Source organism: Pseudomonas sp. NPDC090208 (assembly GCF_044746785.1).
In the GTDB taxonomy this organism is placed as follows: domain Bacteria; phylum Pseudomonadota; class Gammaproteobacteria; order Pseudomonadales; family Pseudomonadaceae; genus Aquipseudomonas.
In genome coordinates this window covers 1-17,896 of sequence record NZ_JBIVCU010000010.1, presented here as the reverse complement: position 1 = coordinate 17,896, position 17,896 = coordinate 1, and the positions used below count along the sequence as shown (strand labels likewise).

The following is a 17,896-nucleotide window of genomic DNA, read 5'->3' as shown; positions in this document are numbered from 1 at the left end:
TTCAACCGGGCGTCATTCGCTCAAAACAAAACGTATACGAAATACCTTTAACTCACCCAGGAGACACTCATGAGCACTTCCGTAAGCTGGAACGGGGTTTTCCCTGCTGTTACCACCCAATTCAACGACGATTTCTCCCTCAACCTGGAGGCCACCCACACCGTCATCTCCAACCTGGTGCGCGACGGCGTGTCGGGGCTGGTGATCTGCGGCACCGTGGGCGAGAACACGTCGTTGAGCGTGGCCGAGAAGATCAGCCTGGTGGAAGTCGCCAAGGACGCCTCGGCCGGGCGCGTGCCGGTGATTTCCGGGATCGCCGAATTCACCAGCGCCAATGCCTGCGCCGTCGCCAAGGACGTGCAGAAAGCCGGTGCCGACGGGATCATGCTGATGCCGGCGCTGGTGTACTCCTCGAAACCGTTCGAAACCGCCGCGCATTTCCGCACCGTGGCCGGCGCCACCGACCTGCCGATGATGGTCTACAACAATCCGCCGATTTATAAGAACGACGTGACGCCGGACATCCTGATTTCCCTGGCCGACTGCGACAACATCGTCTGCTTCAAGGATTCATCCGGTAACACCAACCGCTTTATCGATGTGCGCAACGAAGTCGGCGACCGCTTCGTGCTGTTCGCAGGCCTCGATGATGTGCTGGTGGAAAGCGTGGCGGTGGGCGCCGTGGGTTGGGTGTCGGGCATGTCCAACGCCTTCCCGAAAGAAGGCGAAACCCTGTTCCGCCTGGCAAAAGCGGGACGATTCGCCGAGGCGATGGCGCTTTACGAGTGGTTCATGCCGCTGCTGCACCTGGATGCGCGGCCGGATCTGGTGCAATGCATCAAGCTCTGCGAAGCGATCATGGAACGCGGCAGCGCCCTCACCCGCCCACCGCGCCTGGCGCTGCCGGACAGTGATCGGGAATACGTCGAGGGGCTGATGAAGACGGCGCTGGCCAACCGGCCGGTGTTGCCGGAGGTGGGGCTTTAAAACGCCAACACCTGACACGGGATGGATTCGCCACCTGTAGGAGCTGGCTTGTCCTGCGAGCGGCGACGCAGTCGTCGTAAAACCGGTAAACGCGGTGTGTCAGACAGACATAGTCGTCAGGTTTTACGACTGCTTCGCAGGACAAGCCAGCTCCTACAGGGGATCGCGTATATCGCGTGGTTAGATATTCACCACATTCACAAACCGCGACGCCGCAGTTTCGTCGATTTTCAGACTGGTGAAGTCGAACAGGTTGCGGTCGGCCAGTTGCGACGGCACCACGTTCTGCAGGCTGCGGAAGATCATTTCCGAACGGCCCGGGGTCTTGCGGTCCCATTCCTGAAGCATGTCCTTGACCACCTGACGCTGCAGGTTTTCCTGCGAGCCGCAGAGGTTGCACGGGATGATCGGGAACTGCTTCATGTCCGAATAGGCCTGGATGTCCTTCTCGGCGCAGTACGCCAGCGGGCGGATCACCACGTTACGGCCGTCGTCGGCGCGCAGCTTCGGCGGCATGGCCTTGATGGTGCCGTTGAAGAACATGTTGAGGAAGAACGTCTCGACGATGTCATCGCGATGGTGACCCAGCGCCATCTTGGTCGCACCGATCTCGTCGGCAAAGGTGTACAGCGTGCCGCGACGCAGGCGCGAGCACAGCGAGCAGGTGGTCTTGCCTTCCGGGATCAGCTCCTTGACCACCGAGTAGGTGTCCTTCTCGACGATGTGGTACTCGACGCCCAGTTCTTTCAGGTAGGCCGGCAGCACGTGCTCGGGGAAACCCGGCTGCTTCTGGTCCATGTTCACCGCAACGATGTCGAACTTGATCGGCGCGACCTTCTGCAGGTGCATCAGCACGTCGAGCATGGTGTAGCTGTCCTTGCCGCCGGACAGGCAGACCATGACCTTGTCGCCCTCTTCAATCATGTTGAAATCGGCCACGGCCTCGCCCGCAAGCCGACGCAGACGCTTCTGCAGTTTGTTCTGATTGACGGAAAGGGTGCCCATGGCGCTGGTTTCGCTCGCTGTGACTCTGGAAAGGGCCGGTATTTTACGCATAAACGTCATGACAGGTAACGCCCCCTGTAGGAGTGAGCTTGCTCGCGATTGCCATCCGTCAGATACCTGTTCTTGCCTGACCCTCCGCTATCGCGAGCAAGCTCACTCCTACAAGGCCGTCATGGCGAACCACAACGAAACCTACCGTTCATCCGGCTGTCATGTGCTGTTGATCACCAACAGCTATTAGCCCCCCATTTGAATGCGCCAATTACTCTAAAGGCCACGGTTTTCGTGGCCTTGCGCTTTCTATACTGGCATCAGAGGTCGCAGCCATACCCTTGTAGATTGTGGCCTTCCCCTGACGGCACTGGATCGTCAGGCGCTTCTTGCGAAGCGATCGCATAGACGACGAGGAGTAACGGGCATGATCCATCACGTTTGGGGGCTGTTCACACACCCCGACCAGGAATGGCAACAGATACGTGGCGACAAAGAAGAAACCATCGGCCACATGTACCTCACCCATACGCTGGTCCTGGCGGCGATTCCGGCTATTTCGGCTTATATAGGCACCACCCAGGTCGGCTGGGTCATCGGCAGTCGCGCGCCGGTGATGCTGACCAGCGAAAGCGCGATCTGGATGACCATCATGTCGTACATCGCCATGCTCGCCGGGGTCGGTGTCATGGGCGGTTTCATTCACTGGATGGCGCGCACCTACGACGCCAGCCCGAGCCTGGCGCGCTGCGTGGCCTTCGCCACCTACACCGCAACACCGCTGTTCCTCGGCGGCCTGGCGGCGCTGTATCCGCACATGTGGCTGGGCATGATGGTGGGTCTGGCGGCGATCTGCTACACGGTTTACCTGCTCTATGTGGGCCTGCCGGTGTTCATGAACATCCACCCGGACGAAGGCTTCATGTTCTCCAGCTCCGTGCTGGCGGTGGGGTTGGTGGTGCTGGTGGCGATCATGGCCTTTACCGTGGTGCTGTGGGGGATCGGGGTGGGGCCGGAATACACCAATTGAAATTCGACGCGATGGATTGAACACACTCCACCTGTAGGAGCTGGCTTGTCCTGCGAGCGGCTGCGAAGCAGTCGTAAAACCTGACGACTATGTCTTTCTGACACACCGCGTTCACCGGTTTTACGACGACTTCGTCGCCGCTCACAGGACAAGCCAGCTCCTACAGGTATTGGAAGACCATTCGGCTTTTACCTGTTCGACACCCACACGCTTTGCGGCATACTCGCCTCCTCTGGAGACCGATGAAGCATGCTCGAGCAACTCAATTCCCGCGTCGAATCCTGTTACCAACAAGCCGAAGACTTTTTCAAACGCCCTTTCAAACGCCCGGTCGTCAGCCTGAAGCTGCGTGGCCAGAAGGCCGGTGTCGCGCACCTGCACGAAAACCTGCTGCGCTTCAATCCGGTGCTGTACCGCGAAAACAGTGAAGATTTCCTGCGCCAGACCGTGGCCCACGAGGTGGCGCATCTGGTGGCCCACCAACTGTTCGGCGACACCATCCAGCCCCACGGCGAGGAATGGCAGCTGATCATGCGCGGCGTGTACGAACTGCCGCCGCACCGCTGCCATAACTACGAGATCAAGCGCCGCAGCGTGACCCGCTATATCTATCGCTGCCCGTGCCCGGAAAGCGACTTCCCGTTCTCCGGCCAGCGCCACAAGCTGGTGCGCCAGGGCCGTCGTTATCTGTGCCGGCGCTGCCGGGAGATTCTGGTGTTCAGCGGTGAGACACGGGTGGAATAAGCGCAGCGCCCGATTCGCGCAACGCATCAATCTCGTCCGCGCCATACCCCGCCTCGCGCAACACCTCTTCACTGTGCGCCCCCAATACCGCACCGATATGCCGTGGCGCTGGCAAACCCTGGGAAAACTTCAGCGGGCAGGCCATCTGCGCCTGCACGCTGCCGTCTTCTCTCGGCACCTGAGTCACCACCTCGCGCGCCTGCAATTGCGGGTGTTGCAGCGCTTCGGAGAAATCCAGTACCGGTTCGACGCAAGCGTCTATTCCGGCAAACAGGCGTTCAAGTTCGGCGAAACTGCGGCGTTCAAACTCCATCTGCAGCTCCTGTTTGAGCGCTCGCTGATCGTCCGCAGCCGGTGACAGCCCCCGTGCCGCCAGTTCCGGTCGCTGCAACACGGCGCACAGCGCCTGCATGAAGCCCGGTTCCAGGCTGCCCACGGCAAACCAGCGCCCGTCACGGCTGCGGTAGTAATCGTAAAAACTACCGCCGTTGAGCATCTGCTCTTCGCGCTGCGGCTCGACGCCCGCCGCCAGATAACCGGCCCCGGCCAACGCGTTCAGGCTGAACGCACAGTCGGTCATGCTCACGTCGACGTACTGGCCCTGCCCGCTTTGATTGCGGGCGACCACCGCAGCCAGCAGGCCGATCACCCCGTGCAGCGAGCCACCGGCAACGTCCGCCACCTGCACCGGCAACGGCAACGGACCGCTGTCCTGACGCCCGGTCTGCGCGGCGATCCCAGACAGCGCCAGGTAGTTGATGTCATGCCCGGCCCGCTCGCGGTACGGCCCGGTCTGCCCGTAACCGGTGATTGCCACGTAGATCAGCCGTGGGTTGATGGCCTTCAGCGCTTCATAGCCGATGCCCAGCCGGTCCATCACGCCCGGGCGGAACTGCTCAAGGATGATGTCGTAGTCGGCGACCAGCCGCTTGACCACCTCGATGGCCTCGGGCTGTTTGAGATCCAGCGCCAGGCTGCGTTTGTTGCGGTTGAGGTAAGCATGACTGGCCGACACGCCCTGATCATGGGGCGGCAACACCCGCAGCAGGTCCAGCCGGGTCGGCGATTCGATACGCAACACCTCGGCGCCCATGTCCGCCAGCAGCAACGAAGCGAACGGCCCGGGCAGCAGCGTGGAGAAATCGAGGACTTTGAGCGAAGACAACGGGCCTGGCATGGCGGACATCCCTGATCAGCGGTGGATGGGGTCAGCGTAGGCACCCGCGTATTGAAGGGCAATGACCGAACATGTAATCAAGACTGACACGGTCGGCCTCCGAAATGGCTGCGCACCGTCTATCGTCATCGCGAGCAAGCTCACTCCTACAATGATGGCGCACACCAGTGTAGGAGTGAGCTTGCTCGCGATGACGTCGGAACGCCGTACAAAAAACGGAGCCAATAAAAAACCCGTCCGGGTTGCCCACGGACGGGTTTTCACTGCAGCGTCACACTAACGGATCAGGAACGACCCACCGGCGCATGACCTTCGGCAACGCCCAGGTCATCCATTGGACGCTCCTGCTCAATGCCACGGCCGCCCGAGGCCAGCTCGGCCTGCATTTGCGGTACGTCCAGCTCGTTCACCCACTTGGCGACAACCAGCGTGGCCACGGCGTTGCCGACCAGGTTGGTCAGGGCGCGGGCTTCGGACATGAAGCGGTCGATACCCAGGATCAGCGCCAGACCGGCCACCGGCAGGTGACCCACGGCCGACAGGGTCGCTGCCAGCACGATGAAGCCGGAACCGGTGACACCGGCTGCGCCCTTGGAGGACAGCAGCAGCACCAGCAGCAGGGTGATCTGGTGGGTGATGTCCATGTGCGCGTTGGTCGCCTGGGCGATGAACACTGCAGCCATGGTCAGGTAGATCGAGGTGCCGTCGAGGTTGAACGAGTAACCGGTCGGGATGACCAGACCGACAACGGATTTCTTCGCGCCCAGACGCTCCATCTTGATCAGCATGCGTGGCAGGGCCGACTCGGACGACGAGGTACCCAGTACGATCAGCAGTTCTTCGCGGATGTACTTGATCAGCTTGAGGATGCTGAAACCGTGAGCGCGAGCGATGGAACCCAGCACCAGCAGCACGAACAGCAGGCAGGTGATGTAGAAGCAGATCATCAACTGACCCAGTTGCACCAGCGAGCTGACGCCATAAGCACCGATGGTGAACGCCATGGCACCCAGCGCGCCCAGCGGCGCCAGCTTCATGATCATGTTGATGATGTTGAACATGACATGAGCGAAGCGGTCGATGAAGTCCAGCACCGGCTTGCCGTAGGCACCCAGGCGGTGCAGGGCGAAACCGAACAGCACCGAGAACATCAGCACCTGCAGGATGTCGCCGTTGGCGAACGCACCGACGATGGTGGCCGGGATGACGTTGAGGATGAAGCCGATCACGCTCTGATCGTTGCCCGCGGTGACGTAGGCAGCGACCTTGGAGGCGTCCAGGGTCGATACGTCGATGTTCATGCCGGCACCCGGCTGAACCACGTTGACCACGACCAGACCGATGATCAGGGAAATGGTGGAAACGATCTCGAAATACAGCAGCGCGTAGCCGCCGGTCTTGCCGACCGATTTCATGTTCTGCATGCCGGCGATGCCGCTGACCACGGTGCAGAAGATGATGGGGGCGATGACCATTTTGATCAGTTTGATGAAGCCGTCGCCCAGGGGTTTGAGCGCTTTACCGGCATCGGGATACCAGTGGCCGACCGCAATACCGATGATGATTGCGACGATCACCTGGAAATACAGGGATTTGTACAGTGGCTGACGAGTCGTCATTGCAGTTTCCTCAAGAGCATCGCTGGGCATCGATCCTTATGCCTGGACGCCTAAAGTACGAACCCTCCTGCACGGAGAGATTTGTTGTTGTCGAGCTGCCCGGAGGCAATTCTCTGCTGCCTGTATCGCAAGCCCCGTGCCATCATCCGTTTTTTCCCTGAAAGCCCCGAACGGCAAGGACCACCTGTTTAACCCTAGCTGGAAATATCCGGAAACGATGGCGGATTTCCGCCCATTTCCGACAAATCGACCGGCGCATTGGCGGGTATCCGCCTTGCTGCTGCAACCGATGACTGCCTACCATCGAGGCCACTCCCGGCATCGAAAATGACTATGGGCCTGCCATGCGCCACCGAACCATTGCCAGCCACTTCGCCCGCGCCGTCCTGCAGGGTGCCCAGCGTTATGACCTCGATTGCGCACCGATTCTGGAACAGGCCGGCATCCAGCCCGAGCTGCTCGGCGAGCCCCGCGCACGTATTGCGCCAGAGCAGTTCGCCCGGCTGATCCAGGGGGTGTGGCGGGAGCTGGACGACGAATACATGGGTTTCGCCCAGGCGCCGAGCAAGCGCGGCAGCTTCGCCATGATGTGCCACGCTGTGATCCACTGCCGCACGCTGGACAAGGCGTTGCAACGCGGCTTTCTGTTTTACGGGCTGTTCGCCGGGGCGCCGCGCCTGAGCCTTGCGCACGATGGCGAATGGGTACGGCTGGCCCTGGACGACAGCAACCTGCGCGACCCGGAGCATTTTCTCAGTGAGTCACTGCTGGTGATCTGGCATCGCCTGGCGAGCTGGTTGATCGGTCAGCGTATCCGTCTGGAGCAGGCCACCTTTGCCTACCCAAGACCGGCCCATGGCGCCGAATATGACTTGCTGTTCTATTGCCCGATTCACTTTGACGCCGGGCAGACCGCGCTGACCTTCCATCAGCGCTACCTGACCCTGCCGTTGCAGCAGGACGAGCGTACGCTCAAACGCTTTCTCGAACGCTCCCCAGCCGATCTGCTGGCCCGCCCGGACGACGGCGACAGCCTCAGCAGCCAGCTGCGTCGTCTGCTCAGCCGCGACTGCAACAACTGGCCGGACCTGGAAGCCGTCGCCGACCAGTTGCACATCAGCCCGCAGACCCTGCGCCGCCATTTGCGTGACGAAGGCACCAGTTTCCAGGGATTGAAAGACGAACTGCGCCGGGACATGGCGATTTTCCATTTGGGCCAGGCCGACCTGTCGTTGCAGCAGATCGCCGAGCAATTGGGGTTTTCCGAGCCGTCAGCGTTTCACCGGGCGTTCAAGAAATGGACGGGGCTGACGCCGGGGGCTTATCGGGCGCAGGAGATTTGAACGCCCGCCACAAACTATTGTAGGAGTGAGCTTGCTCGCGATTGCGGTCCGTCAGGCGCAAGATTTGTAGCGACAGGACTGGCCCCTCGCGAATGAATTCGCTCCCACAATGTTTTTGGCGCTCTGTAGGAGCGCGCTTGCCCGCGATTGCGATTGACCGGTATCCGCTGCGTTTTAGATACACCGCCATCGCGGGCAAGCGCGCTCCTACAGGGGTTGCGTGGCGGTTACAGGGGTTGCGCAGCACCTACACCGCAAAATGAATCCTGAACGCCGCGCCGCCCAGCTGTGAATCCCCCAGCGTCAGCCTGGCGCCGTAGCTTTCGATGATGTCCTTGACCACCGCCAGGCCGATGCCCTGCCCCGGGTTCTGCCGGTCCAGCCGTTCGCCGCGTTCGAGGATGCGTGCGCGCTGGCTCTGCGGCACGCCGGGGCCGTCGTCTTCGATGCACAATTCGTCGCCTTCCAGCGAGCCGCGCCAGCTGACCCGCACCTCGCCCAGACACAGGCGGTAGGCGTTTTCCAGCAGGTTGCCGAGCATTTCCAGCAAGGCGCCCTCTTCCATCTGCACCTGGCTGTCGTCCGGCAGCTCCAGCACCACCTGGACGCGCTTGTCTCGATAGACCTTCTCCAGCGTATTGCACAGGCTCTCGACCACCGGCTTCAAGGCCACGTAATGGCGCACCAGGCCGCTCTTGCGCAGGCTGGCGCGCTGCAACTGGTAGCCGATCTGCTGGCTCATGCGTTCGATCTGCGATTGCAGAATGCGCGCCTGCTCGCGGTCTTCCGGGCGTTTGGCGATTTTCTCGCTGACGCCCTGCAACACCGCCAGCGGGGTTTTCAGGCTGTGGGCCAGGTCGCCCAGCGAATCACGGTAACGGATGCGCTGCTCACGCTCGCTGCGCAACAGACGGTTGAGCGAGCCGGTCAGGCGCAGCAATTCGCTGGGGTGCTGCTCGCTGAGGCTTTCCCGCGAGCCGGCCTCGACCTGATCCAGCTCCTGACTCATGCCTTTGAGCGAGCGCAAGCCCCAGGTCAGACCGACCCAGAGCAGAATCAGCAGCACCAGCAAGGCGCCGCCAAAGCCCAGATACAGCTTCTCGCGCAGGCCGGAGATGGTTTCCTGATACTCGCGCACCGGTTGCAGGGCGACGATGCTGAACGCCGCGTTGCGCCCGCCGAGCAGCTTGATTTCCACGTCATAGACGAAGAACTCTTCACCATTGGGCTGGCGGATCTTGGCGAATTCGGCGCCACGGCCGTCGTAGCGAGGCTGGTATTCGATGGATTCGTCTTCGGTGGCACGGGACCGCCACACCAGCTTGCCGGCGCGGTTATAGATGTAGCCGAGCAGGCGGCTGTCCGGCAGGCTGAATTGCTCGCCGGGCAACAGTCTCGGCATCAGTAGACGGTCGTCTTCGACCCGCGCCGCTGAAATCAGCGTGGTCACATCGGAGGCCAGACGTTTCTCGATGGAGCTTTCCAGCGCCAGGCTGAATGCGCTCTGCAACGCCGGCAGCATCAACAACATGAAGATGACCGCCAGGGTGGCGGCGGCCAGCATCAGACGAACGCGAAGCGAACGAATCATCGACAGCGCTCGGTGAACAGATAGCCCAGCCCGCGCACGGTATCGATCGGTTTGAAGCCACCCGGCCCTTCCAGCTTGCGACGCAGACGGCCGACCAGCACTTCGATCACGTTCGGATCGCGCTCGTCGTCATCCGGGTACAGCTGCTCCATCAGGCGCTCTTTAGCCACCACCTGCTGATGGTGGCGCATGAGGTATTCGAGAATCCGGTATTCGTAGGCGGTCAACGCCAGCGGTTGCTCTTCCAGCGAGGCCTGCTTGCGGTTGATGTCCAGGGTCAGGGGGCCGGCGATGATGGTCGACTGGGTGAAGCCGCTGGAACGCCGCAACAACGCATTCAAGCGCGCCTCCAGCTCTTCGAACTGGAACGGCTTGACCACGTAGTCGTCGGCGCCGGCCGCCAGCCCTTCGACCTTGTCCTGCCAGTTGCCGCGGGCGGTCAGGATCAGGATCGGAAATGCCTTGTTCTGCGCCCGCAACTGGCGGATCAGGTCCAGCCCGCCAATGCCCGGCAGGCCGAGATCGATCACCGCCAGGTCGTGATTGAACTGGCCGGCCTGATACAGCGCTTCCTCGGCATTGCCCACCGCTTCGACCACGTGGCCACTTTCGGTCAGACGGGTCTGCAAGTGATGGCGCAACAGCGCTTCATCTTCGACAACCAGCAATTTCATGACGCTCTCCCGGACAAAGGCATACCTCTCGATGGGTAATGATTGAACGCAGACGCTTACAGCCGGTGCTGAACGGGCAAGTAGCTGTCCGAACCCTGGCTCAAACTCGGCAGACGCGACGTGTAGGCCGTGCTTGCCGTCGGACTGGCGATGGACAGTTTAGCCGGGCTCGGCAACATTGATCCCGCAGGTTTTCGGCTGTTCTTGATCAGATCGATACGGGCGGCGTCGATATAGGCGTCGCTCGCCTGGGCGGCCGCGCTGCCGCCGAGAAATGCCAGAGCCAGGAAAAACTTGTTGAACGTCTGCATGTGCGGTCCTCCGGCGCCGGGCGCCTTGGTGATGACGGGGTCCAGCATACCCAGCGGGTTCTGAACCCCTCCTGAACACCTTCTGAACCCGCGCTGAACGTCCGGGTAGCGCCTGGGGTCGGAACAGAACCGGCAGAGTCGACTAGGCTCTCTGCCACACGCACACCTCACAGGAGACCGACCATGCGACTGCTCGTAGCCCTGACCCTCATGTGCCTGGCGGGCCTTGCCCAGGCCGAAGTGAAAACCCGCACCATCGATTATCAAGGCCCGGACGGCACCAAACTTGTCGGCTATTACGCCTATGACGACGCCATCAAGGGCCCGCGCCCCGGCGTGGTGGTGGTCCACGAATGGTGGGGCCTGAACGATTACGCCAAACGCCGCGCCCGCGATCTCGCGGTGCTCGGCTACAGCGCGCTGGCCATCGACATGTACGGCGAAGGCAAGAACACCGAACACCCGAAAGACGCCATGGCCTTCATGCAGGCGGCCACGGCGGACAGCGCCGCCTCGACCCGGCGCTTTGACGCGGGTGTCGAGCAACTGAAAAAGCAGCCGGAAACCAATCCGAAGAAAATCGCTGCCATCGGCTACTGTTTCGGCGGTGGCGTGGTGCTTGACGCCGCCCGGCGCGGCGAACCGCTGGCTGGCGTGGTGAGTTTCCACGGTGCCTTGGCCAGCAAGACCCAGGCTAAAGCCGGCGTGACCAAGGTGCCGATGCTGGTGGAACACGGCAACGGCGACACCATGGTCACCCAGCAGAACGTCGCCGACTTCAAGAAGGAAATGGACGCCGCCAAGGCCGACTACAAATTCGTCGGCATCGACGGCGCCAAACACGGCTTCACCAACCCCGACGCCGACAAACTCAGCCACGGCGACCACGGCGGCCCGGACATCGGCTACAACGAAAAGGCCGACATGAGCTCGTGGGCGGACATGAAGGCGTTTCTGAAAGAGCAGTTTGCGAAGAATTCGACGATGTAGAACCCGTTTCCCGGTCGATCACCGACCTCATCAACACCGCAAAACCTGTAGGAGCTGGCTTGCCCTGCGACCGGCGACGCAGTCGTCGTAAAATCGGTAAACGCGGTGTGTCAGAAAGACATAGTCGTCAGGTTTTACGACTGCTGCGCAGCCGCTCGCAGGACAAGCCAGCTCCTACAGGTTCGGTGACAGACAGGTCGATAGCACATGATGTTCTGATTCCGGCACAATCCCGCCCCATGAACACATTCCTGCCCGCCTGCTGCCCCACCCTCACTGCCCACTGGCCGCTGCCCCAGCCGTTGGCCGAGGTGGCGCTGGTCAGTGCCGCCTTCGACCCGCACGCCCTCACCGCCAATGACTTTCAGCGCTGCCTGATCGAGCCGCCGGCCAGCATTCAGCGCTCGGTCGCCAAGCGCCAGAGCGAATTCCTCGCCGGGCGGCTGTGTGCCCGCGAAGCGATGCGTTTGCTGGATGGCCGCGTGCATGTGCCGCCGATTGGCGACGACCGTGCGCCGGTCTGGCCGCAGGACGTATGCGGCTCGATCACCCACAGCACCGGTTGGGCAGCAGCGATCGTTGCCAACCGACAGCACTGGCGCGGGCTGGGCATGGACGTCGAGCAACTGATGAGCAGCGAACGCGCGGCGCGGCTGGCCGGGGAAATCCTCACCGCCGACGAGCTGCAGCGCATGGAAGCCGGACCGGAGCATCAGCTGGCGCTGCTGGTGACCCTGACCTTTTCCCTGAAAGAAAGCCTGTTCAAGGCGCTCTACCCCATCGTGCTCAAGCGTTTCTATTTCGAAGACGCCGAACTGCTGAGCTGGTCGGAAACCGGCCACGCGCGCCTGCGCCTGAAGATCGACCTGTCCAGCGAATGGCACAGCGGCAAGGCGCTGGATGCGCAGTTCAGCGTGATGGACGGGCAATTGTTGAGTCTGGTCGGTATTCCCGTATAGCTCTTCTCTCGGAACACGACGGGGCCGGGGCATACACACATACCCCTGTGGGAGGGAGCCCTGCTCGCGAATGCGTAAGGTCCGACGCTACATATTTGCCGGTCTGACGCATTCGCGAGCAGGGCTCCCTCCCACAAGATTGCGGTGTCAGATACGGTTCAGCATGCCGCGCCTACCCTTCCAACGGGCAATGCTCACACCGCCCCACCCACTCGACCCGGTGGCTCAAACAACAGCTGCGCCGCTGCCTGACTCTGCGCCCGTCTGCCCCCTCTATATAAAGCACGGCATTGAACAGCGGATTACGTCGCCCATCCGGCTTCGACCGCTGCTGCAACAAGCCATACCCCGCCGCCAGCGGCACATCGCTGACCTCGCTCAAACGGCGCAGGCAGGTTTCCAGATAATCCCCGGCGTTGCCCCATAACACGCCCGGCGCAACGCTACCGTGAGCGCTCAATCGCTCGACGACCTGCTGCAGACAATCCAGTAACGCGGCAAAGCGCTGAAACGGATCGGGCGAATCCGTCACGGCCACGGGCTCGCCATCAAAACGCACGCCATCCAGCAACCCTCGTTCATCCAGCGCAAACCTCAGCCGATCCAGCCCCAACGGCCAGCCCACACCATGCACCAGACTCGCCACCAGCACCGGCGGAATCAACTGCATGAACACGTACTTGCTCCACTGCGAGACCAGCACCGGCTTCTGACTGGCGAACAGTTCAGCGCCATACACCCGCAACAGCAGGCGGTCGAGGCTTTCGTCACGGAGCAATTCAGATAAGCCGAGGGTGGGCCCGACCTCATCACTCAACACGCTGCCGGCGAATTCGCGCAACGGGCCGTCGAACAGATCCTGGCTCATTCCTGCTCCTGCCGACGCGGCCAGGCCAGGCTGAAGCAGGCGCCGCCCAGCGTCTGGCTGCGGCCGATCAAGGCGCGGCCACCGTGCCAGTAGATGATTCGCCGCACGATCGACAGCCCCAATCCATGCCCGCCCGACGCCCGGGTGCGGCTGTCGTCCAGACGCATGAACGGGGTGAAGATGCGGTCCCAGGCGCTTTCCGGCACGCCGGGGCCGTCGTCTTCGACATCGATGCGGCAGCGCGCCTGCCCCAGTTGATAACCGATGCGGACCTCGGCGTCGGCATGGCGCAGGGCATTGCTCAGCAGGTTTTGCAGGGCCCGGTGAAGATAACGCGGCTCGGCCTCGACCCAGGCGCCCTCCTCTTCGCCATCGGCATCAACATGCAGACATTGCCCGCGACTGACCCGGACCTTGGCTCGCAGCGGGGCCAGTTCGGTAATGACCTGATCGATCAGGGCGTCGAGGTCGATGCGCTGGAAATTCAGCGTCGGCGAGCCCTGCTCCAGCCGCGCGTAGGTCAGCATCTCGTCGACCAGCTTGTCGAGGTCCTGAATGTCGTTGTCCATGCCGACCATGTATTTGTGCCGCGCTTCCGGGGTGCCAGCCTCGCCGATCATCTCCAGCCCGAAGCGCAGGCGCGCCACCGGCGTGCGCAGTTCATGGGACACCGCGCGCACCAACTCGCGCTGGATCGTCAATGATTGCTGCAGATGCTCGGCCATGCCATTGAACGCCGAGGCCAGCCGCCCTACCGAATCGGCGCCGCTGGTGGGCACGCGGGTGTCGAGGCTGCCCTGGGCGATCTGCGTGGCCGCTGCTTCCAGCACCCGCAGACGGCGTTCGAGGCGGCGCACCAGGCGATACACCACCAGCCCGATCAGGCACAGGCCGAGGCAGGCGATCAGCGCCAGCAGCTCCGGCGGATAGGGGTTCATCTGATACAGCGGGCCGATTTCCAGCACCCACGGCGTTTCACCGACGCCGGACAGCACGCGAATCGAATCGCCGCCTTTGCCCAGCACCATCACCGTATCGCCTTCGTCGATGCGGCGGCGCTGATCGTCATCGACATCGGCTTGTTCCAGACGAATCAGGTGCAGGTCGAAGCCGAAACCCTTGGTCAGGCGCAGGGTTTCCAGACGCAGCGGCTGTTCGTCCTCGGGAAAGCGCACCAACTCGTCGAGCAGCAGAAAGATCGTCGCCCGCGCCAGTTGCTCGCTGATCTGCTGCACCTCGCCGATCAGCAGCACGGCGCTGCCGGGCCTACCCGACACGCTGGCATCGACTTCGCGAAACACCCGCGCCGCGTGGGGGCCAAGCTGCTCGACCACCACCAGCCCGCGGCTCAGGCGATTGCGCGCGCCGCCGTCCAGATGCGCCTGTTCGGCGGTCTGCAAGGCCAGCGGAATGCCCAGCAATCGCTCCCACACTGCGAGGGCACGGGTGCGCTCGATCTCGTTCATGGGCTTGAGGTTGTCGGCCATCAGGGTAAACGTGCCGTGGGCCAGCTCTTCGCGGTATTGCTCGCTGCGCACACTGTTGACCAGATGCACAGTCAGCACGCCGAGCAGCGCCACCAGCACCAGCACGCCGAGCATGCCGCCATAGATGCGCAGGAAAATGGAGTTCATCGGTCCGCCGTCGAAATGGGCATGTCGCGAGCGGCTTCCGGAACGAACAGATAGCCTTTGTTGCGCACGGTCTTGATCAGGCGCGGGTGGATCGGATCGTCGCCGATTCTGGGGCGGATTTTCGAGATGCGCACATCTATGGAGCGATCCTGGCCGTCATAACCGACGCCGCGCAGGGCGGTGAAGAGTTCTTCGCGAGACAGAATGCGCCCGGCGTTGACCACCAGCAGCCACAACAGGTCGAACTCGGCGCTGGTCAGGTCGATGCCCTGGCCGTTGAGCCAGGCCTCGCGCAGGGCGTTGTCGACCCGCAATGGGCCGAATTCCAGGCAACGTGGCACCTGCGCCGGCGCCTCGGTGGCTTCGCTGCGACGCAACAGGGCATGAATGCGCGCCAGCAAAACCCGGGGATGCACCGGCTTGTTCACGTAATCGTCGGCGCCCAGGTCCAGGCCCTGGATCTGATCGCTGTCGTCGGTGCGCGCAGTGAGCATCAGGATCGCCCCGTCGTAGCGTTGGCGAACCTTGCGGCAGATGCTCAGGCCGTCTTCGCCGGGCAGCATCAGGTCGAGGATCACCAGATCCGGCTGCTCGCTCACGATCCGCTGCGCCGCCCGCGCGCCATCCCCTTCCAGACTGACCCGCAGGCCGTTGTTTTCCAGGTAATCGCGGGTCAGCTCGGCCAGCCGCAGGTCATCCTCAACGATCAGCACATGCCAGGGGGGTTGCTGCACGACGTTTTCTCCGGTTTCTTCTTATTAATGGAACACCATCGTCCTGTAGGAGCGTGGCTTGTCCCGCGACCTGCCGGGAACCGGCAGCAAACCCTGACGACCATGCCTTTCTGACACACCGCGTATACCGGATTTACGACTGCTTCGCAGCCGGTCGCAGGACAAGCCAGCTCCTACAAGGTCCAGCGTACGGCATGTGAATTTTCGCTGTGCAAAGCAAAGGATTGTAACAACCCGACCACCCGCCCGATGCCCCTTGCCAGATGCCTGATTTGTGATAGGTTTCGCGCCCCCGAAAAAACCATCCGGTCTAATTACGGCGGTAAAAATTCGCTGATCGGCGCCCATCCCAGTGACTACGCGGCCTACACGGGATTTCCCCAAATCTCACACAAATTACACACAGACTTATCCACAGGTCGTACGTTGCATTTACCGCTGCTAACACATAATCTTGTACCTAGCTGCTCAGCCAGACCCTACATGTAGGGGTTGAGTCGAAATACCAAACACAAGTGACCGAGACATTTCAAGCTTTTTTCTTGCGCCCTACGGGCTGAATCACCGCCGGAATTACCACCTGATCACTGCCTCACACAGCGCAGACACGAGCTTCAGGATTTACGCGTAACGGTATGAGTGTTGCAACAAAGAACGAGCATTCTGCATCGGATTTATCCGGGTGACGGGTCAGACCCGTGCCCTTTTGGACTTCAAAGCCAGGGATGGCGCACATAAGCCTTTCCCATCCGTTTTGAAGTCTTTTTACCGACGCCTGTCGGTCGAATGCTTCAAGACGGAACGGTGGGTACGCAGTCAGTGCCCAATCAAACATAGAGAACGTGGAGACACCCATGCAAACAGACACAACTCGCGAGAATCCGCAGGCCCCGGCGCCGCAGACAGGTGCGACCCAGCAAGACCTGTCCGCGACCGCTCCGGGTCAACTGCGCGTGATCAAGCGTAACGGCACCGTCGTCCCTTACACCGACGACAAGATCACCGTGGCCATCACCAAAGCATTCCTCGCAGTTGAAGGCGGCACCGCCGCCGCGTCGTCGCGTATCCACGACACCGTTGCCCGTCTGACCGAGCAGGTCACCGCGACCTTCAAGCGTCGCATGCCGTCGGGTGGCACCATCCACATCGAAGAAATCCAGGATCAGGTCGAACTGGCACTGATGCGCGCCGGCGAGCAGAAAGTCGCTCGCGACTATGTGATCTACCGCAACGAGCGCTCCAAGGAGCGTGCCGGCCGTGGTGGCGAAGCTCCGGTAGAAGCTCACCCGTCGATCCGCATCACCCTGAACGACGGCAGCCTGGCGCCGCTGGACATGGGCCGCATGAACACCATCATCGGCGAAGCCTGCGAAGGTCTGGCCGAGGTTGACGCTGCGCTGATCCAGAACGAAACCCTGAAGAACCTGTACGACGGCGTGGCGCTGAAAGACGTCAACACCGCACTGGTAATGACCGCCCGTACCCTGGTCGAGCGTGAGCCGAACTACTCGTTCGTCACCGCCCGCCTGCTGATGGACACCCTGCGCGCCGAAGGCCTGGGCTTCCTCAACGTCGCCGAGAGCGCCACTCACCACGAAATGGCCGACCTGTACGCCAAGGCACTGCCGGCCTACGTCGCCAAAGGTATCGAGTACGAACTGCTCAACCCGGTCCTGGCCGAATTCGACCTGGAAAAACTGGGCAAGGCGATCAACCACGAGCGCGACCAGCAGTTCACCTACCTGGGCCTGCAGACCCTGTACGACCGTTACTTCATCCACAAGGATGGCGTGCGCTTCGAACTGCCGCAGATCTTCTTCATGCGCGTGGCCATGGGCCTGGCGATCGAAGAAAAAGCCCGTGAAGACCGTGCGATCGAGTTCTACAACCTGCTGTCGTCCTTCGACTACATGGCGTCGACCCCGACCCTGTTCAACGCCGGTACCCTGCGTCCACAGCTGTCGAGCTGCTACCTGACCACCGTGCCGGACGACCTGTCGGGCATCTACCACGCGATCCACGACAACGCCATGCTGTCGAAATTCGCTGGCGGTCTGGGCAACGACTGGACCCCGGTTCGCGCGCTGGGCTCGTACATCAAGGGCACCAACGGCAAATCCCAGGGCGTCGTACCGTTCCTGAAAGTGGTCAACGACACCGCCGTTGCGGTCAACCAGGGTGGCAAGCGCAAGGGCGCTGTCTGTGCCTACCTGGAAACCTGGCACATGGACATCGAAGA

The 17,896-nt window shown here is 61.9% G+C and carries 16 protein-coding genes; 7 read left to right on the top strand and 9 right to left on the bottom strand.

What is annotated here, in order from left to right; translation table 11 throughout:
- Positions 1–69: 69 nt before the first annotated feature.
- A complete protein-coding gene (locus ACIPL0_RS17315) occupies positions 70–987 on the top strand; it encodes a dihydrodipicolinate synthase family protein (protein ID WP_400592385.1) in 918 nt (305 codons plus the stop codon).
- A 180-nt stretch (positions 988–1,167) separates the two neighbouring features.
- Here the strand turns inward: ACIPL0_RS17315 and ttcA are convergent, their stop codons facing one another.
- The gene (ttcA, locus tag ACIPL0_RS17310) at positions 1,168–1,992 is read right to left on the bottom strand and encodes a tRNA 2-thiocytidine(32) synthetase TtcA (RefSeq protein WP_400592388.1); all 825 of its coding nucleotides are present in this window, start codon (positions 1,990–1,992) and stop codon (positions 1,168–1,170) included.
- A gap of 418 nt (positions 1,993–2,410) precedes the next feature.
- On the opposite strand from ttcA, the gene ACIPL0_RS17305 reads away from it, so the two are divergent.
- A complete protein-coding gene (locus tag ACIPL0_RS17305; protein ID WP_400592391.1) occupies positions 2,411–3,013 on the top strand; it encodes a Yip1 family protein in 603 nt (200 codons plus the stop codon).
- A 249-nt stretch (positions 3,014–3,262) separates the two neighbouring features.
- Positions 3,263–3,757: a SprT family zinc-dependent metalloprotease gene (locus tag ACIPL0_RS17300; RefSeq protein ID WP_400592394.1), complete on the top strand. Its 495-nt coding sequence runs from the start codon at positions 3,263–3,265 to the stop codon at positions 3,755–3,757.
- Here ACIPL0_RS17300 and ACIPL0_RS17295 read toward each other — a convergent pair.
- Complete coding sequence (locus tag ACIPL0_RS17295; RefSeq protein WP_400592397.1) at positions 3,732–4,934, bottom strand: CaiB/BaiF CoA transferase family protein; 1,203 nt, start codon at positions 4,932–4,934, stop codon at positions 3,732–3,734. The genes ACIPL0_RS17300 and ACIPL0_RS17295 overlap by 26 nt on opposite strands.
- A gap of 284 nt (positions 4,935–5,218) precedes the next feature.
- On the bottom strand, positions 5,219–6,553 hold the full coding sequence (locus ACIPL0_RS17290) for a dicarboxylate/amino acid:cation symporter (RefSeq protein ID WP_400592400.1): 1,335 nt from the start codon (positions 6,551–6,553) through the stop codon (positions 5,219–5,221).
- A 344-nt stretch (positions 6,554–6,897) separates the two neighbouring features.
- On the opposite strand from ACIPL0_RS17290, the gene ACIPL0_RS17285 reads away from it, so the two are divergent.
- Positions 6,898–7,896 carry an AraC family transcriptional regulator gene (locus ACIPL0_RS17285; protein ID WP_400592403.1) on the top strand — a complete coding sequence of 333 codons (999 nt, stop codon included), beginning with the start codon at positions 6,898–6,900 and terminating at the stop codon, positions 7,894–7,896.
- A 247-nt stretch (positions 7,897–8,143) separates the two neighbouring features.
- Here the strand turns inward: ACIPL0_RS17285 and ACIPL0_RS17280 are convergent, their stop codons facing one another.
- Genes ACIPL0_RS17280 through ACIPL0_RS17270 form a run of 3 tightly spaced genes read right to left on the bottom strand, consistent with a single transcriptional unit; the run spans position 8,144 to position 10,472 of the window.
- Positions 8,144–9,487, bottom strand: a complete 1,344-nt coding sequence (locus tag ACIPL0_RS17280; protein WP_400592405.1) for an ATP-binding protein — start codon at positions 9,485–9,487, stop codon at positions 8,144–8,146.
- Positions 9,484–10,161 carry a response regulator gene (locus tag ACIPL0_RS17275; RefSeq protein ID WP_400592408.1) on the bottom strand — a complete coding sequence of 226 codons (678 nt, stop codon included), beginning with the start codon at positions 10,159–10,161 and terminating at the stop codon, positions 9,484–9,486. The genes ACIPL0_RS17280 and ACIPL0_RS17275 overlap by 4 nt, the downstream gene beginning before the upstream one ends.
- Before the next feature lie 56 nt (positions 10,162–10,217).
- Positions 10,218–10,472, bottom strand: a complete 255-nt coding sequence (locus ACIPL0_RS17270) for a hypothetical protein (protein WP_400592411.1) — start codon at positions 10,470–10,472, stop codon at positions 10,218–10,220.
- Between the two features lie 183 nt (positions 10,473–10,655).
- On the opposite strand from ACIPL0_RS17270, the gene ACIPL0_RS17265 reads away from it, so the two are divergent.
- Positions 10,656–11,462: a dienelactone hydrolase family protein gene (locus ACIPL0_RS17265; protein WP_400592414.1), complete on the top strand. Its 807-nt coding sequence runs from the start codon at positions 10,656–10,658 to the stop codon at positions 11,460–11,462.
- 239 nt (positions 11,463–11,701) lie between these two features.
- On the top strand, positions 11,702–12,421 hold the full coding sequence (locus tag ACIPL0_RS17260; protein WP_400592417.1) for a 4'-phosphopantetheinyl transferase: 720 nt from the start codon (positions 11,702–11,704) through the stop codon (positions 12,419–12,421).
- A gap of 172 nt (positions 12,422–12,593) precedes the next feature.
- Here ACIPL0_RS17260 and fhuF read toward each other — a convergent pair whose 3' ends face one another.
- The 3 genes from fhuF to ACIPL0_RS17245 are packed head-to-tail and all read right to left on the bottom strand — an operon-like array spanning position 12,594 to position 15,657.
- Positions 12,594–13,328 carry a siderophore-iron reductase FhuF gene (gene fhuF / locus ACIPL0_RS17255; protein ID WP_400593907.1) on the bottom strand — a complete coding sequence of 245 codons (735 nt, stop codon included), beginning with the start codon at positions 13,326–13,328 and terminating at the stop codon, positions 12,594–12,596.
- Entirely contained in the window at positions 13,286–14,923 is a 1,638-nt protein-coding gene (locus ACIPL0_RS17250) for an ATP-binding protein (RefSeq protein ID WP_400592420.1), read from the bottom strand. The genes fhuF and ACIPL0_RS17250 overlap by 43 nt, the downstream gene beginning before the upstream one ends.
- On the bottom strand, positions 14,920–15,657 hold the full coding sequence (locus ACIPL0_RS17245; RefSeq protein ID WP_400592423.1) for a response regulator: 738 nt from the start codon (positions 15,655–15,657) through the stop codon (positions 14,920–14,922). The genes ACIPL0_RS17250 and ACIPL0_RS17245 overlap by 4 nt, the downstream gene beginning before the upstream one ends.
- Positions 15,658–16,511: 854 nt before the next feature.
- Between ACIPL0_RS17245 and ACIPL0_RS17240 the strand changes: the two genes are divergently transcribed.
- Positions 16,512–17,896, top strand: a 1,385-nt coding sequence (locus ACIPL0_RS17240) for an ATP cone domain-containing protein (RefSeq protein ID WP_400731563.1), incomplete at its 3' end; no start/stop codon positions are given.